We start from the raw sequence: 16,242 nt of genomic DNA on the forward strand, positions 1-16,242 counted from the left end.
TTGGAAGGAGGATTCTTGTGCGGGCTGTTCTATTATTGGGAACTTTTCTTTTTTTCCTTAGCACTTCATTGGCTGTTACGGATGTTCATGCCGCTGCAAATGAACCGAATCCATACCAAGAACGAATGAAGCTGTATAAGAAGGTAGAAACGGTTACACAAATTCCTTGGTACTATTTAGCGGCCATTGATCAATACGAAAGAAGCATCCGCCAGGTCCGCAGAGACTTACCTAAACCAGATAGTGTGATTGGCATTTATTTTCGTCCAGAAGAATGGTCTGGATTAACCAATCCAAATCCTTTGGAAGAAAACCCAGCCACAATTCAATTTTTTGATGGGAAAGGGGTAGATGGGGATGGCGATGGAAAGGCAAGTGCTAAAAATGATGAGGATGTCCTCTATGCGTTTGCAAAATATCTCCTATCCTACGGTGTCGATCATGATAATATAAAAATCGGCTTATGGAATTACTATCATCGCGATAAAACCGTAAGTATCATTGCTGGAAAAGCAAAAATATATCGGCATTTCGGCCGAATTGATTTGGATACTCAAGTCTTCCCCGTTCCTATCCGCAGCAATCACAGTTACAGGAGCACGTGGGGGTCGGCCCGTGGGTGGGGCGGCCGCAGGATACACGAAGGCACCGATATCTTTGCTGGCTACGGCGTTCCTGTTCGAGCAACTAACTATGGTATTGTTGAAATGAAAGGCTGGAATAAATTTGGCGGCTGGAGAATCGGGATTCGCGATATTAATAATACGTATCATTACTTCGCCCACTTAAGCGGTTTTGCTAAGGATTTAAAAATCGGTCAAGTGGTAGAGCCGGGAATGGTCATTGGCGGTGTAGGAAGTTCCGGGTACGGCCCTCCAGGTACCTCAGGAAAATTTCCTCCCCATTTACATTACGGGATGTACAAAGACAACGGTGTCACCGAATGGTCTTTTGATCCATACCCGCATTTAGCGAAATGGAAGCGGATGGAACGGATGAATGCACGCAAAAAATAGGACTTTCCACCGTGGATCGTCCTATTTTTTCGTATCTGATTTCTTCGTGTCTGTCTGTTTATCAGGAAGTTGAATCGATGGGGTAATACCGCCGCCGCCATTATAGAATTGCGGAACATCTCCTTGGATGAGCGATCCATCAACAGGGATACTTTGCGTCAGCTTTGTGATCTTCGTAGCAAAGGGAGTGATGATTTGGACGGAGACTACAATATGAATGGAAACATCGACCCAGGTATTATTAATCCCCACTTCTTTCGTTTCAATTTTTACATCTGGCTCCACTTCACCAATGGCATGAAACTTGACTGGAATTTTTGGCCCAATATTTCCTAATAATGAAATATTCGTTGCTTGACCAAGCGGGACATACCAAATAATTCCGTCTTCCTTATTCGAATTTTGCGTTTCTATTTCTACATCGGTTAACTGCTCCAGTGAGGACAGATCCCCTTTTTTGGCTGCTTTCAGGTTCTTTTGAATTTGTGCGGTCGTTTCCGCTAAGACCCTGTTTATATAAACGGTATTAAGTTTAACATTTGAAGCTTTTCCATTTTCACTGGGCAATATCACAATGACCTCATTGTCTTCCCCCGTATCAGTTGTCCGCTTTGTGATTGCCTTATTAATGACTAATGAAGCAATATTTCGGGTTTCAGAAGTAGCAATCCTCATCAAAGTAGGTTCAATCCCCTTATTTACAAGCCATAATCCAGTCGCGGTAGAGAATAGAAAAAAAATAAACGTCAATAGCATGACATAACGGAAAGGCAACGGTCCCTTTTTAGGTCGCCGTCTGCGAAACTTCGTCAAGAAAATCACCCCTTCAAGCTATATGTATGCTCTAAAAAGAGGAACTAGCCTAAAAAAGTGGCTAAAAATATTCTTAATGAATTGAGAGTTATGTCCATCCGCATTCATAGAAAAAAGCTTGCTGTCTGTAGCAAGCTTTTTAGATCATTTTTAATAATGCGTCTCTGCCAATCATGCCAGGGTGAATGCCTAATTCTTCAGCCTCGGCAGTAACAGACTCTAAGGGGGCATTCAGAAGCTGTTCAATGGTCCTTACTCCGACGGCACGGCCGGCAATTATTTTGCGATCCTTTAGTTTATCGTTTAACAACCCTACGTCTAAAGCGCCGCACATGATATACCCTTTATCATTTGAGATCGATAGCAAAGTGGTTTTCGGAAGTAAAACTGAAACACCGATAAACATATGGCCATTTATATTAATGGGTAATAGATCAACCACAGATTCCCCACACTCCTTTCCTCACTATCACATTATGATTAGAAAGGAAAAAGCGTGTTTAGGGCTATGATTGGCTTTGTAATTTCCACTTTAAAATATCGCGAAGAAATTCCGGTAAGAAATATTTCTTTTCCTTATGTGGCAGTACCTCTTTGAAAAAGTGACCAAACGTGAACATGTCAGGAAGAGCCAAACTGTAATTACGTTCAGGCTCCAAATGCATCCCATTTACGAGGATGATTTCATCCTGGAAGCTAATTTGATCATAGACAAATACCCCTAATAGGGTCCCTCTGAATCCAAGACCTTTAATCTCTCTAGTGAATAATGCTTCATTTTTTGTTTCCCGCAGGACCTTTTCTAATTCCAAACCGGTCAGTTCCACTACACAGGGATTTATAGGATGCGGACAGATTTTTAACAAATCGTATACCGTTACATCATCCTCTAAAGAGCCTAAGAGGAGTCCCGCATTAATCATCGCACAATCGGTTTGACACCATTCCCTTAATGCTCTGCAAAGCAGGCGAGAAAACTCCGTTTCCTGAAACAATTCGGATTTTAGGGGAGTTTTTAAGGTGGTTACTTTTTGATTTAATAAGGATTTTCCTTTTGAAAAATATCCATCAATTAGATCCTGCTCATTGCGAACCATTGGCAGATCCTTCCAGTCATAAAGAAGAGCTTCCTTACTTATCATCGTTTTTTCTTCGTTCAGATTGAGTGTAACTTGCCCGACATAATGCCCGTACTTTCCTGCTGCACCAAGGAGGGTATTACCTACAAACTTTCCTTTTTCAAGAAAGTGATGTGTGTGTGAGCCTAAGATGACATCAATATCAGGAAATGCAGCTGCGATTGCTTCATCCTCCTGTAGTCCGAGATGGGAAAGTAAAATGATGATGTCCGATTCAGCTTTTAATCGTTCCATCCATTTTTTTAGTTCGCTGATTGGTTCAGTTACTTTCCATCCTAATAATCCATATAGATGGAAAAAGTATGCGGTAAGACCGATGACGCCTACCCTTGTTCCCTTTTTCGTTTGATATACCTTATATGGCTTTACCCAGGCAGGGCAGCCATCATTTGTCTGGTAAAGGTTTGCTAATAGTACATCAAACTGTGCATGTTCATAAAGCGTATTTAAGTCGTCGTAAGGAAGGTTAACACCTTCATTGTTGCCGATTGTTACCGCTGTATAATGGCTTTCATTTAAAAGGTCGATGTTACCCTTTCCCTTGGTAGCCTCTGTGAAGGGATGCCAGCGGTCAATAAAATCACCAATGTCAAAGAGAAACATGTCCTCATCCTTTTTCTGATGGTCTTCATGTTTATTTGATAAGAATTGCTTAATTCGCGGCCAATTTTCTATGTGACTGTGGACATCATTTGTATGATAAATATGTATGGTTTCCATTCTGTACCTACCCTAGAATTCCTTGATAAATTAAACGAATCCCAACAACGATGAGAATCGTTCGTAAAATTAAGACAATCGTTTTACTCGTAAGCTTAGTGTTTAAATAAACACCAATTTGGGCTCCAATCCACGCCCCAGGGACTAATGCCAGGGCGTATATCCAGTCAACATTTCCTAAGGTAATATGCGTAATCGAACTTAGTATTGAAGTTGGCAAAATCATAAACATCGATGTAGCCGTCGCCACATGGGGCGGAAAAAAGAAAATCAAAATCATCGTTGGAACCAGTAAGGAGCCGCCGCCCACCCCGAAAATCCCTGAGATAAAACCTACAACAAAGGAAATCAAAATGGCGATCACTGGATTATATCCATATTCTGAGGTATTCCCTCGATTATCGATAAACGTGCGGACGATTCCCCGGTCCTTCTTATATGGCAATGGCTTTAATTTATCCTTTAATAATAAAATTATCGAAACAAAAATAATAAATAACCCGAAAAAGATATTGAAGGTCTTCATTTGTAACCCTTCTGTTACCCACGCACCTAAAATACTCCCAGGACCGCTGCCAATCAGAAAAATCAAGCCGCTTTTATAATCAATGGTCTTGTGTTTCATATACGCTAAGGTGGAGGAAAGTCCTGTGAAAATCATCGTAAAAAGGGAGGTTCCGACCGCAACCTGAGGGGTTATATGCCCAAATGCTGGCAGGGTTGATAAATAAAGTAATGAGGGAACAACTACAATCCCGCCTCCTAAACCAATGAGCGAGCCTAAAGAGCTTCCGATTATACCGATACATACGATTATGATCCATTCCATGTTATTTCTTCTCCTAACTTTTTATAGTAGGTCCAACTGGCGTGGAGCAAGCCCCTTGTATTCGAGATGCAAAAGTTTGATCATTTCCTTTGCATTATCAGCAGCATCTCCGCCAGAGTTGTTGTTAAAAAGGAGATAGATATCTTTCGAGTCTTTAGCTAATTCTTGAATGGAGTTTGCCCATTCTTCTAACTCTTGTTGGTTATAGCGGTAAAGATAACGAACCTCGCGCCAATCCACTCCGATTCGTTTTTGCCAGCCATGAAAATTACGGCCATGGAAACGGACGAGGACCTTCTCAGGAGTGGTTGACTGCAATACCATTGGGATGGACCCTTCTCCTGATTGCGGCTCATCGCAAATGCTATGGATCCATTTTAGTTCTCTCATAAACTCAATGGTTTTTTGACGATACTGGGGGACAAACCAGGATTGATGTCTGAATTCTAATGCAGATGGAATATCCCCCATTTCCTGCTTGCACCATCTTAGGTATTGGACATTTTCTCTCGAACATGTAAACCAGGGTGGAAATTGAAAGAGGGTCATGGCTAATTTATTGGTTTCTATGTAAGGCTCGAGCGATTCTTTGAAAGCACTAAACATCGCTTGTTTGTTTTCAAAAGGAATTTCCCCGCGCATATGTCCGGTCATTCCTTGGTAGGCTTTGACGATAAACTGGAAGCCGGCCGGTGTTTCATTGACCCACTTTTCAGCATTTCTTTTCGGCTGAATCGCATAAAAGGCCGAATCTACTTCAACGATAGGAAAATGTCCCGCATAGGCTTTTAGCTTGTCCCGTGAGGATATCTGACCTGGATATAAGCTGTCATGATCGCCCCAGCCTGTTACGCCGATATAGATCAAAAAACTCACCTCCAACTATTAATAATAGCATAACCATTTTTGGAAGGTGGTAATTTTTGAAAAGGTGGTTGTCGCCAGTAATGGGGTGGTATCCGCCAGTATCGGGGTGGTATCCGCCAGTATTGGGGTGGTATCCGCCAGTAAAGCGGTTCTATCCGCCAGTGTTTGTGGCTATTGAGAGTATTCCAACCCTATCCGAGAGTATTCCATACCCATCCGAGAGTATCCCATACCCATCCGAGAGTATCCCCAATCTCCAGCACAAAAAACCCGCCTGCCATCCTCGGCAAGCGGGTTTTTTTATAAAACGATTATCCGATAGAACCTTCCATCTCAAACTTAATGAGACGGTTCATTTCAACGGCATATTCCATTGGTAATTCTTTTGTAAACGGCTCGATAAAGCCCATTACGATCATTTCAGTAGCTTCTTGTTCTGAGATCCCACGGCTCATCAAGTAGAAGAGCTGCTCTTCAGATACCTTCGAAACTTTCGCTTCATGCTCAAGTGAAATGTTATCGTTTAAGATTTCATTGTAAGGAATCGTATCTGATGTCGACTTGTTATCCATGATTAAGGTATCACATTCGATATTAGAACGGGCTCCGTCAGCCTTACGACCGAAGTGAACGATACCGCGGTAAGTTACTTTCCCGCCATGCTTAGAAATGGACTTCGAAACAATCGTTGATGATGTATTTGGTGCTAAATGAATCATTTTTGCACCAGCATCTTGGTGCTGACCTTTACCAGCAATTGCGATAGAAAGTGTCATACCACGTGCGCCTTCACCTTTTAAAATAACGGCTGGATACTTCATCGTTAATTTCGAACCGATGTTACCATCAATCCATTCCATTGTCGCGTTTGCTTCACAAACCGCACGCTTAGTAACAAGGTTAAAGACGTTGTTCGCCCAGTTTTGAATCGTTGTATAACGGCAGTAAGCATCCTTTTTAATCACAATCTCAACGACAGCACTGTGCAGGGAGTTCGTTGTATAAACTGGTGCTGTACAGCCCTCAACATAATGCACATGCGCGCCTTCATCAACAATGATTAATGTACGTTCAAATTGACCCATATTTTCGGAGTTGATGCGGAAATATGCCTGTAATGGCGTATCCACTTTCACACCCGGTGGTACATAGATGAACGAGCCGCCAGACCAAACAGCCGAGTTAAGGGCTGCAAATTTGTTATCTGTTGGCGGGATAACTTTTGCCCAGTGTTCGCGGAAAATATCTTCATTTTCCCGTAAAGCAGAATCCGTATCTTTAAAGACAATTCCTAGATCTTCAAGTTCTTCCTTCATGTTGTGGTAAACTACCTCAGATTCATACTGTGCAGATACCCCAGCAAGGTACTTTTGCTCCGCTTCAGGAATTCCCAGTTTATCGAACGTAGCCTTGATTTCTTCAGGTACTTCATCCCAAGACTTCTCGGATTTCTCAGATGGTTTTACATAGTAAGTAATTTCATCAAAGTTTAATGCGTTTAGATCGCCGCCCCATTGTGGCATTGGCATTTTGTAAAAATGCTCAAGCGACTTCAAACGGAAGTCTAACATCCATTGTGGTTCATTCTTCAATTTAGAAATTTCTTCTACAATTTCAGATGTTAAACCACGCTTAGATCGGAATATGGAAACGTCTTTATCGGCAAAACCATATTTATAATCACCGATTTCCGGCATTTTTTTCGCCATCGTCGTGTTCCTCCATTTCTTAAACGAATAAGGCCTAAAAATGCCCTATTTCATCCTATTCTTTTTCCTCTTCTTTCAATCCTTTTTCCATTGCTTTCCAAGCTAATGTCGCACATTTAATGCGGGCTGGGAATTTAGCTACCCCTTGAAGTGCCTCGATATCACCTAAATCGATATCTTCGTCATACTCTTTGCCTTGCATCATGTCAGAAAAGATTGTTGAAAGTTTTAACGCTTCTTCAATCGTTTTCCCTTTAATCGCCTGGGTCATCATTGAAGCGGATGACATGGAAATCGAACAGCCTTCGCCTTCTTGCTTTGCGTCAACCACGATTCCATCAACCACTTTAAGGGTCAATTGAATCCGGTCCCCACATGTGGGGTTATTCATATTAATCGTCAGACTGCCATCCTCTAAAACGCCACGATTACGTGGATTTTTATAATGGTCCATAATCACCCGACGGTAAAGATTATCTAAATTAGAAGACATCGCTGAAATACTCCTTTGTTTTAACAAGTCCTTCAACAAGTTTATCTATATCATCTTCTGTGTTGTATAGGTAAAAGCTTGCACGTGCTGTTGCGGAGGCTTTTAGCCATCTCATTAGCGGCTGGGCACAATGATGTCCAGCACGAACCGCAATTCCTTCTGCATCTAGAACAGTTGCCACATCATGTGGATGAACATCACTGATATTAAAGGTGACTAGTCCTGCCCGCTTCGCTGGGTCAAGAGGACCATAAATAGTCATACCTTCTACAGTTGCCATTTTTTCTAACGCATAAGCTGCAAGTTTATGTTCATGTTCGGCAATTTGGTCTAAGCCCACTTCATTTAAAAAGTCGATGGCAGCGCCAAGACCAACGGCCCCAGCAATGATTGGTGTACCGCCTTCGAACTTCCATGGCAGTTCTTTCCATGTTGATTCATACAATTGCACGAAATCAATCATTTCACCGCCGAACTCGATGGGTTCCATGTTTTCGAGCAGATGTTTTTTTCCATAAAGGACACCAATGCCGGTCGGACCGCACATTTTATGTCCAGAAAAAGCAAGAAAATCACAATCTAAATCTTGAACATCAATCTTCATATGCGGTGCACTTTGAGCCCCGTCGACAACCATAATTGCTCCGTTTTCATGAGCAATTTGCGCTATCTCTTTGACTGGATTAATGACGCCAAGGACATTGGATACTTGCATAACAGAAACGACTTTCGTGTTTGAAGTAATCGTTGCACGAACGTCATCAAGTGAAATGGTTCCATCTTCTTGTAATGGAATGTATTTCAACTGAGCACCGGTCCGTCTTGCCACTTGCTGCCACGGAATAATATTGCTGTGATGCTCCATATACGTAATGACGATTTCATCGCCTGCTTTTAAATTCGCCGCCGCATAGCTTGCAGCTACGGTATTAAGAGAGGTTGTTGTTCCTCTTGTAAAAATCACTTCTTGAGTAGACTTGGCATTGATAAACTTACGGACCTTTTCCCTTGCCCCTTCGTAAGCATCCGTTGCTCTTGTTCCTAGTGTATGCACACCACGATGGACATTGGAATTAATTTCACGATAATATTTTTCAACCGCCTCGATTACTTGGATGGGTTTTTGAGATGTTGCCGAACTATCCAAGTATACTAATGGCTTCCCATTGACTTCTTGATCTAAGATTGGAAATTGTGCGCGAATATCCCTGATATTCATTAGCGTACTTTCCTTTCAATTACTTCAGTTAACTGTTTCTTTACTCCTTCAATCGGTAACTGGTTAACGACAGGGGCTAAGAATCCATGAATGACTAAGCGTTCTGCTTCTTCTTTACGAATTCCGCGGCTCATTAAGTAGTAAAGTTGAACAGGATCCACACGACCTACAGATGCTGCGTGGCCAGCTACGACATCATCTTCATCAATTAAAAGAATCGGGTTAGCGTCGCCGCGTGCTTTTTCACTTAGCATCAGAACACGGGAAGTTTGCTCTGCATCTGATTTAGATGCACCATGCTCAATTTTACCAATTCCATTAAAAATCGATGTAGCACTATCCTTAGCAACACCATGATTCAAGATATTTCCGACGGTATGTTTTCCGAAGTGTACAACCTTTGTGGTAAAGTTCTGTGTTTGGTCACCACGTCCGACAACAACCGTTTTTGTATCGCCTGACGAACCGTCGCCAAGAAGGTTCGTTGTATTTTCTGAAATGGTATTTCCTTCATTCATTAAACCAAGGGCCCATTCAATTTTAGAATCTCTGCCAACAACGCCGCGGCGATTTACATATGTCGTAATACCTTTAGCCAAGGTATCAACAGCACCGTAACGTACGCTTGCGTTAACATTCGCAATGACTTCCGTCAAAATATTAACTAATGCATTAGAAGTTTCCACGGTGGAAATGTAGTTTTCAACATATGTCACCGCACTATTATCCTCAGCCACAACGATTACATGGTTAAACAAATTCGCCTCGGCATCATCCTGCACAAACACGGCCTGAATCGGTTCAGAAACTTCTACATTTTTCGGAATGTATAAGAAAACTCCTCCGTTAACCAGTGCCGCATTCAGGGCAGTTAAGCGATGTTCATCGGCATTGATGGCCTGAGTAAGATAATACTTTTTCAGGACGTCACCATGTTCCTTCGCAGCGGTAAAGATATCTGTAAAAATAACACCTTGGCTTTTTAGCTCTTCAGATAAAGATAAAAAAGCTGGAGTTTGATTTCGTTGAATATATAAATTTTTATTTTCGGCTTCCATATCAATTAATGCTTTTACCTCTTCTGGTAATTCAGCAAGAGAAGTGATGGGAGCACTTGATACTGTATGTTGAGTGAACTGGGTGAAGTTCCATTTATCAATCTTTGTTTTATCAGGTCTTGGCATTGGAAGCTGCTCAAAATCAGCTAATGCTTTAAGACGGAGCTCCTCGAACCAAGCCGGCTCGCTCGTTTCTTTTGAAAAAGAGCGGACATTTTCCTGATCAAATGATAATTTGATTTCTGTTGTCATTGTAATCCTCCTAACCCTCTCTTACGCTTCTTGCCCAACTGTTTCATCTTCAATTCCAAGTTCTTGTTTGATCCAGTCATATCCTTCAGCTTCTAAGCGTTGTGCTAGTTCAGGTCCGCCGGATTTTACAACACGGCCCTGCATCATTACATGCACATGGTCTGGAGTGATATAGTTTAAAAGACGTTGATAGTGTGTAATCACTAAGCAGCCGAAATCCTCGCCGCGCATTTCATTGATTCCTTTTGATACTACCTTTAGGGCATCGATATCTAGTCCGGAGTCAATTTCATCTAGGATTGCAATTTTTGGTTCTAACATCATTAATTGCAAGATTTCGTTACGTTTTTTCTCACCGCCGGAGAAGCCTTCGTTTAAATAACGTTGTGCCATATCAAGGTCCATTTCAAGGAATTCCATTTGCTTATCCATTTTACGGATAAACTTCATTAATGAAATTTCATTTCCTTCACCAAGACGGCTATTTAGTGCTGAACGTAAAAAATCGGCATTTGTTACGCCGTTAATTTCACTTGGATATTGCATTGCTAGGAATAGCCCAGCCCGTGCACGCTCATCTACTTCCATTTCAAGAACATTTTGTCCATCTAGAGTGATAGATCCGCTTGTTACTTCATATTTTGGATGGCCCATAATGGCAGAAGATAAAGTGGATTTACCTGTTCCATTTGGTCCCATGATTGCGTGGATTTCTCCACCCTTTATTTCAAGGTTTACACCTTTTAATATTTCTTTCCCATCAATTGCTACATGTAAATCTTTGATCGTTAACGTTGATCCAGCCATATCTATACCTCCAAAGAGAAAGTGTTGTATCATGTAATCGGGTCGTTTGATAACCCTATTCTCATTTTATTCTCATTCCAATCTTATAACAAATGAAATGTATTAGCAACTCTTAAACAGTAAAAACATAGCACCTATTTTCATTAAGCTAGTATCAAATGAGAATGAAAGGGTATTTTTAATGAAAATTCTGATTAATCCTAAATAAGGAAAATGCACTCGAGTAAAATCATACCTCATTTTATTACTTTTTGCCAATGGAATTCGGGTCTAATGGTCTTCCTATTTTTACCCAATGAAACTGTTTAAATGTATACCGTTTTAGGCATCGGCATAGAAAAAGCCAGTGTTTAACACACTGACTTTCTTCCTATTTATAAGTTACTCAGAAACCGGTACAACGGCACCTTTGTATTTTTCAAGAATGAAGTCTTGAATTTCTTTTGAATGTAGAACTTCCACTAATGTTTTGATGCTGTCTTTATTTTCGTCACCGCTGCGGACAGCAATCACGTTTACATAAGGTGATTCTTTGTCTTCAATGGCGATGGAATCTTCAACTGGGTTTAAGCCTGCATCAATCGCATAGTTAGAATTGATTAGGACCGCGTCACCTTCGCCATTATTATAGATTTTTGGAAGTAATGCTGCTTCATAGTTGGTATCAAACTTTAGGTTTTTAGGATTTTCAACAACATCTTTTAATTCTGCTTTCGTTTTATCAATGCCTTCTTTTAATTTGATAACTCCCTCTTTTTCAAGTAAAGAAAGAAGACGGCCATGGTCAGCTACAGAGTTGCTCATGATTAAATGTGCACCTTTTGGAAGATCACTTAACTTTTTATATTTCTTTGAATAAACACCGATTGGCTCAATATGGATACCGCCAGCATTAACAAAGCCATAACCATTTTCTTTATTTTGAGAATTTAAGTAAGGAATGTGCTGGAAATAGTTTGCATCAAGTTCTTTTGATGCCAATGCTTTGTTTGGTAATACATAATCTTGGAATGTTTTGATTTCTAAGTCAATGCCTTTTTCTTTTAAAAGCGGTTTTGCTTTTTCAAGGATTTCTGCATGGGGAACGTTAGATGCTCCAACCACTAATTTTGTAGTTTCTGCTTCTTTGCCACCAGTAGTTCCTTCTGATTTTTCCTCTGACTTGCCGCAAGCTGCGACAACAAATACGATAGACAATGCTAACAATAAACTTAATATTTTTTTCATTTTGACCTCTCCTTTATCTTTTATCTAATTTTGAAGTGATAAAATCACCGATAAACTGAATGATAAACACAATAATTAAAATAATGATGGTTGCGACTAAAGTTACATCGTTTTGATTTCGTTGAAAGCCTTGAAGATAGGCAAGATTTCCTAAACCACCTGCTCCAATGACTCCTGCCATTGCTGTATAACCAACAAGAGCAATCGCGGTTACGGTTATTCCAGAGACCAGCGCTGGCATCGATTCTGGTAAAAGAACCTTCCAAATGATCGTACTTGTTGTTGCACCCATTGACTTTGCTGCTTCAATCACGCCTTTATCAATTTCCCTGAGGCCAATTTCCACCATCCTAGCATAAAATGGTGCGGCACCAATAATCAATGCTGGCAATGCGGCATTTTCACCAATCATGGTTCGGAAAAGTATCGTTGTAAACGGGATTAATAAGACAATTAAAATAATAAAAGGAATGGACCGGAATATATTTACCACGCCGCTAATGACCACATTAATGGGTTTATTACTCCAGAGACTTCCTTTTGAAGTAAGAAATAACAACAATCCAAGCAGGATACCAAGAATAAATGTAGCCACAACGGAAATCCCTGTCATATAAAGAGTTTGTCTCGTTGCTTCCCACATTGCCGGCCAATCAAAATCTTCGAAATACGGTTTACTATTCACTTGTAACCACCTCCACTCCTACTTGCTGTGAACGAATATAGTCGACTGCCTTATTGACTTCTGCTTCGTCCCCATCAATATGAATGAATAAGGTTCCATAGGACCCGCTTTGGGTTTGTGAAATCTTCCCTTGCAAGATATTAACGGTCACGTTATTATGGCGAATGACATTTGTAATGATCGGCTGTTCAACAGACTCCCCAATAAAAGTTAGTTGAACAATTTGACCGGAACGATAACGTTCAATTAAATGTTCAGCAGTTTCTTTCGTTTCTTCTGGTTCGGTTACCTGCTGGACAAATCGTTTCGTAATCGACTGCTGTGGATTTTTGAATACATCTAATACTTGTCCAAGTTCGACGACCCTTCCACTTTCCATGACGGCAACCCGGTGACAAATCTTGCGGATTACATGCATTTCATGGGTAATAAGAACAATAGTCAGACCGAGCCTTTTATTTATATCAACTAACAATTCCAAAATAGAATCGGTCGTTTGTGGGTCGAGGGCAGAAGTAGCTTCATCACAAAGAAGTACTTTCGGATTGTTGGCAAGCGCCCTTGCAATCCCAACACGTTGCTTTTGTCCGCCGCTTAACTGGGATGGATAAGCATTCTCTCTACCTTCCAGGCCGACTAATTTAATTAGTTCACTTACTCTTTTTTGGCGCTCAGGACCTTTGATGCCTGCAATTTCTAAGGGAAAAGCAATATTTTCACTAACGGTTCTTGACCACAATAAGTTAAAATGCTGAAAAATCATACTGATCTCTTGCCGGGCTTTTCGAAGTTCAGCCCCTTTGATTTTTGAAACCACGCGGCCAGCAACGGTTACGGTCCCACTGGTCGGCAGTTCCAAACCATTTAACATTCTAATCAATGTACTTTTACCAGCACCACTGTATCCAATTACCCCGAAAATTTCACCATCTTGAATTTCTAGGTTTACATCATCAACGGCTCTAAGCTGACCCTGCTTGGAGGGAAAAATTTTCTGAACACTTTTTATAGAAATCATTGTATCACCTGCTTTTTATCCAATTTACCTTAAAATTCTGAAAGATTTTTTTTGTAATATACCGTTTAATCTAATATAGGGTTTGACTTTTTTTACGAAAAGATTCTATGTTATCAAAATAAAAAGCCTTTCTGCGCAGGCAGAAAGGCATCATAAATAATAATCCTTTCTCCCATCTTCCAAAGCAAACGCTTTGTGTGAATTGGCACCATTTCAATAATAAATATTGACGGTTGCCGGGCTTCATCGGGCACATCCCTCCACCTCTCTTGATAAGAGTATCAATTCCTATATTTAATTCAAACGTGAATTTGTTTAAGTAACTATATTACAAAAGTATCGTATCACGGATAAAAAGGGGTGTCAATGAAATAGTTTCTTATTCAATAAAATAAGTTTAGGCATTAATGTTTAATGAAGTTAAACCAGTTGCCGAAACAATAGCCGACTCTAGGTCTTCAATCAGATCTTCTACATTCTCGATCCCGATGGATAGGCGAATTAAATCCTCTGTTACACCTGCAGCGATCAGGCCTTGGGCATCTAATTGCTGGTGAGTGGTGCTGGCCGGATGAATAATTAAACTTTTTGCATCACCAACATTGGCCACATGTGCCCAAAGTGTGATGGAATCAATTAATTTAGCCCCTGCTTCTTTTCCGCCTTTAATTCCGAATACCACCATCGAACCGGCACCTTTTGGTAGATACTTTTTAGCTAGTTCATAATCAGGATGGGATGGATGACCAGGATAGGAAACCCATTCTACGGCAGGATGGTTAGTTAAGTAATCGACGACTTCTTTAGTATTTGCGACATGCTCCTTCATCCGGACATGCAGAGTTTCAAGTCCAAGGACAAACTGGAAGGAATTTTGCGGACTTAATGCCGGCCCTAGATCACGAAGCAATTGGACACGTGCTTTGATAATATAAGCCACCGCGCCTAAGGCTTCTGCATAAACCAAATCATGGTAGCTTGCATCTGGTGTTGTAAAGCCTGGGAATCTTGGAGAATTCCAATCGAATTTACCGCCATCAACAATAATTCCGCCCGTTGTCGTTCCGTTCCCTAATAACCACTTAGTAGCGGAATGAATGACAATATCTGCTCCATGTTCAATTGGGCGGCAAAGGTATGGAGTGGCAAAAGTATTGTCAACGATTAGTGGTACACCTGCTTCATGGGCAATTTCAGCCACTTTTTCAATATCGAGGATGCGCAGGCTTGGATTACCAATTGTTTCCGCAAAGACTGCTTTTGTTTTGGCAGTGATCGCTTGGCGGAAGTTTTCTGGATTTTCTGGATCTACAAATTTCACGTTAATTCCATATTTCGGAAGGGTCACTGCAAATAAATTATAGGTGCCTCCATAGAGATTGGAAGCCGAAACAATTTCATCGCCAGCCTCAGCAATATTTAAAATGGCAAGAGTAATGGCGGCCATTCCGCTCGCCACTGCTAAGGCACCAACACCGCCTTCTAATAAAGCGACTCTTTCTTCAAATACAGTGGTCGTTGGGTTGTGTATTCGTGTGTATATGTATCCAGATTCTGCTAAGCTAAATAAGTTTGCAGCATGCTCAGTATTCTTAAATTGATATGCATTGTTTTGGTAAATCGGAACAGCGCGGGCCCCTGTTACCGGATCTGGAGTTAAGCCGCCATGGACACTTAATGTTTCAAAACGATATTTCTTTTGATTTTCACTCATCTTGCTTCCTCCTTTTTTTGATAACTCACCATACAAAAACCCCTGCTTCAGAGAAGAGGGGCTTCACACTTCTCATCTTCCAGAGCTGATTGCTCTGCTGGATTTAGCACCGTGTTATTATGTGTAGTAAACCGGTTGCTGGGCATCAAAGGGCCAATCCCTCCGCCGCTCTCGATAAGAATGTATTGATGAAATTGTAATAATTAGCTAAATATTCTATATTATAATGTTATCTAAATTTTAATTCCGAGTCAATAGGTTTGATTAAAAATTTGTAATTTTCGCGATATGTTCCTGCGTTTTAGTTAAATAGAAGATAGACTCTAGTAATAAGGTTGTGCGGATAGGAGCAGAAATACTTAATTGACCGTTTCGTTCAAGAGTCCGCAACCTTTCCTCCCCTGTAAGCAGCTGTCTCATCGCATAAAGATCCCCACGAATCTCAGGTATTGTTTGAGTCTCTTTGCTATCATGGAGGATGAAGATTTCCCTATCCTTCATGAAGATTTGATAGGTATTTTGTTCACAAATTAAATTCACTCTTGTATGGATATGCTCAAGTAATGGCAGTAAATGCCCTTGCTGCTTGATTGCTAATTGAAAGGTTTTCAATACCTCTATCATCTTCCATCACTCCGGTCTATGCTCTTATATTTACTATACAAGACATAGGCCA

The 16,242-nt window shown here is 40.8% G+C and carries 16 protein-coding genes and 2 riboswitches; of the genes, 1 reads left to right on the forward strand and 15 read right to left on the reverse strand.

Annotated elements, in window-relative coordinates:
* Window positions 1–17: 17 nt before the first annotated feature.
* On the forward strand, window positions 18–1,016 hold the full coding sequence (locus ACE198_RS08200; RefSeq protein ID WP_375375189.1) for a M23 family metallopeptidase: 999 nt from the start codon (window positions 18–20) through the stop codon (window positions 1,014–1,016).
* Between the two features lie 21 nt (window positions 1,017–1,037).
* On the opposite strand, the gene yunB is transcribed toward ACE198_RS08200, so the two are convergent.
* The 15 genes from yunB to ACE198_RS08275 form a co-directional block, all read right to left on the reverse strand.
* Window positions 1,038–1,838 (reverse strand): sporulation protein YunB, encoded by an 801-nt coding sequence (gene yunB, locus ACE198_RS08205; RefSeq protein WP_375375190.1) that lies wholly within the window; start codon window positions 1,836–1,838, stop codon window positions 1,038–1,040.
* A 130-nt stretch (window positions 1,839–1,968) separates the two neighbouring features.
* Window positions 1,969–2,271, reverse strand: coding sequence for a YunC family protein (locus ACE198_RS08210; RefSeq protein ID WP_098572382.1), 303 nt, complete (start codon window positions 2,269–2,271; stop codon window positions 1,969–1,971).
* A 64-nt stretch (window positions 2,272–2,335) separates the two neighbouring features.
* Window positions 2,336–3,688 carry a bifunctional metallophosphatase/5'-nucleotidase gene (locus tag ACE198_RS08215; protein ID WP_375375191.1) on the reverse strand — a complete coding sequence of 451 codons (1,353 nt, stop codon included), beginning with the start codon at window positions 3,686–3,688 and terminating at the stop codon, window positions 2,336–2,338.
* A gap of 7 nt (window positions 3,689–3,695) precedes the next feature.
* The gene (locus ACE198_RS08220) at window positions 3,696–4,517 is read right to left on the reverse strand and encodes a sulfite exporter TauE/SafE family protein (protein ID WP_375375192.1); all 822 of its coding nucleotides are present in this window, start codon (window positions 4,515–4,517) and stop codon (window positions 3,696–3,698) included.
* A gap of 21 nt (window positions 4,518–4,538) precedes the next feature.
* Window positions 4,539–5,384, reverse strand: coding sequence for a DUF72 domain-containing protein (locus ACE198_RS08225; RefSeq protein ID WP_375375193.1), 846 nt, complete (start codon window positions 5,382–5,384; stop codon window positions 4,539–4,541).
* 311 nt (window positions 5,385–5,695) lie between these two features.
* Window positions 5,696–7,093 (reverse strand): Fe-S cluster assembly protein SufB, encoded by a 1,398-nt coding sequence (sufB, locus tag ACE198_RS08230; RefSeq protein ID WP_098572378.1) that lies wholly within the window; start codon window positions 7,091–7,093, stop codon window positions 5,696–5,698.
* A 55-nt stretch (window positions 7,094–7,148) separates the two neighbouring features.
* A complete protein-coding gene (gene sufU, locus ACE198_RS08235) occupies window positions 7,149–7,586 on the reverse strand; it encodes a Fe-S cluster assembly sulfur transfer protein SufU (protein ID WP_098572377.1) in 438 nt (145 codons plus the stop codon).
* Complete coding sequence (locus ACE198_RS08240; RefSeq protein ID WP_375375194.1) at window positions 7,576–8,805, reverse strand: cysteine desulfurase; 1,230 nt, start codon at window positions 8,803–8,805, stop codon at window positions 7,576–7,578. The genes sufU and ACE198_RS08240 overlap by 11 nt, the downstream gene beginning before the upstream one ends.
* On the reverse strand, window positions 8,805–10,115 hold the full coding sequence (sufD, locus tag ACE198_RS08245; protein ID WP_375375195.1) for a Fe-S cluster assembly protein SufD: 1,311 nt from the start codon (window positions 10,113–10,115) through the stop codon (window positions 8,805–8,807). The genes ACE198_RS08240 and sufD overlap by 1 nt, the downstream gene beginning before the upstream one ends.
* A gap of 21 nt (window positions 10,116–10,136) precedes the next feature.
* Entirely contained in the window at window positions 10,137–10,922 is a 786-nt protein-coding gene (sufC, locus tag ACE198_RS08250) for a Fe-S cluster assembly ATPase SufC (protein WP_026567865.1), read from the reverse strand.
* 381 nt (window positions 10,923–11,303) lie between these two features.
* Entirely contained in the window at window positions 11,304–12,149 is an 846-nt protein-coding gene (locus ACE198_RS08255; protein ID WP_098572374.1) for a MetQ/NlpA family ABC transporter substrate-binding protein, read from the reverse strand.
* Window positions 12,150–12,162: 13 nt separating this feature from the next.
* On the reverse strand, window positions 12,163–12,792 hold the full coding sequence (locus ACE198_RS08260) for a methionine ABC transporter permease (RefSeq protein WP_375375298.1): 630 nt from the start codon (window positions 12,790–12,792) through the stop codon (window positions 12,163–12,165).
* Between the two features lie 34 nt (window positions 12,793–12,826).
* Window positions 12,827–13,852 carry a methionine ABC transporter ATP-binding protein gene (locus tag ACE198_RS08265; protein ID WP_375375196.1) on the reverse strand — a complete coding sequence of 342 codons (1,026 nt, stop codon included), beginning with the start codon at window positions 13,850–13,852 and terminating at the stop codon, window positions 12,827–12,829.
* Between the two features lie 169 nt (window positions 13,853–14,021).
* Window positions 14,022–14,131: riboswitch (SAM riboswitch) on the reverse strand.
* A gap of 118 nt (window positions 14,132–14,249) precedes the next feature.
* Window positions 14,250–15,566 carry an O-acetylhomoserine aminocarboxypropyltransferase/cysteine synthase family protein gene (locus ACE198_RS08270; RefSeq protein ID WP_375375197.1) on the reverse strand — a complete coding sequence of 439 codons (1,317 nt, stop codon included), beginning with the start codon at window positions 15,564–15,566 and terminating at the stop codon, window positions 14,250–14,252.
* A gap of 69 nt (window positions 15,567–15,635) precedes the next feature.
* Window positions 15,636–15,747: riboswitch (SAM riboswitch) on the reverse strand.
* 83 nt (window positions 15,748–15,830) lie between these two features.
* The gene (locus ACE198_RS08275) at window positions 15,831–16,190 is read right to left on the reverse strand and encodes a hypothetical protein (RefSeq protein ID WP_375375198.1); all 360 of its coding nucleotides are present in this window, start codon (window positions 16,188–16,190) and stop codon (window positions 15,831–15,833) included.
* Window positions 16,191–16,242 lie beyond the last annotated feature (52 nt).

The sequence above is a fragment of the Neobacillus sp. KR4-4 genome (genome assembly GCF_042136325.1).
In the GTDB taxonomy this organism is placed as follows: domain Bacteria; phylum Bacillota; class Bacilli; order Bacillales; family Cytobacillaceae; genus Neobacillus.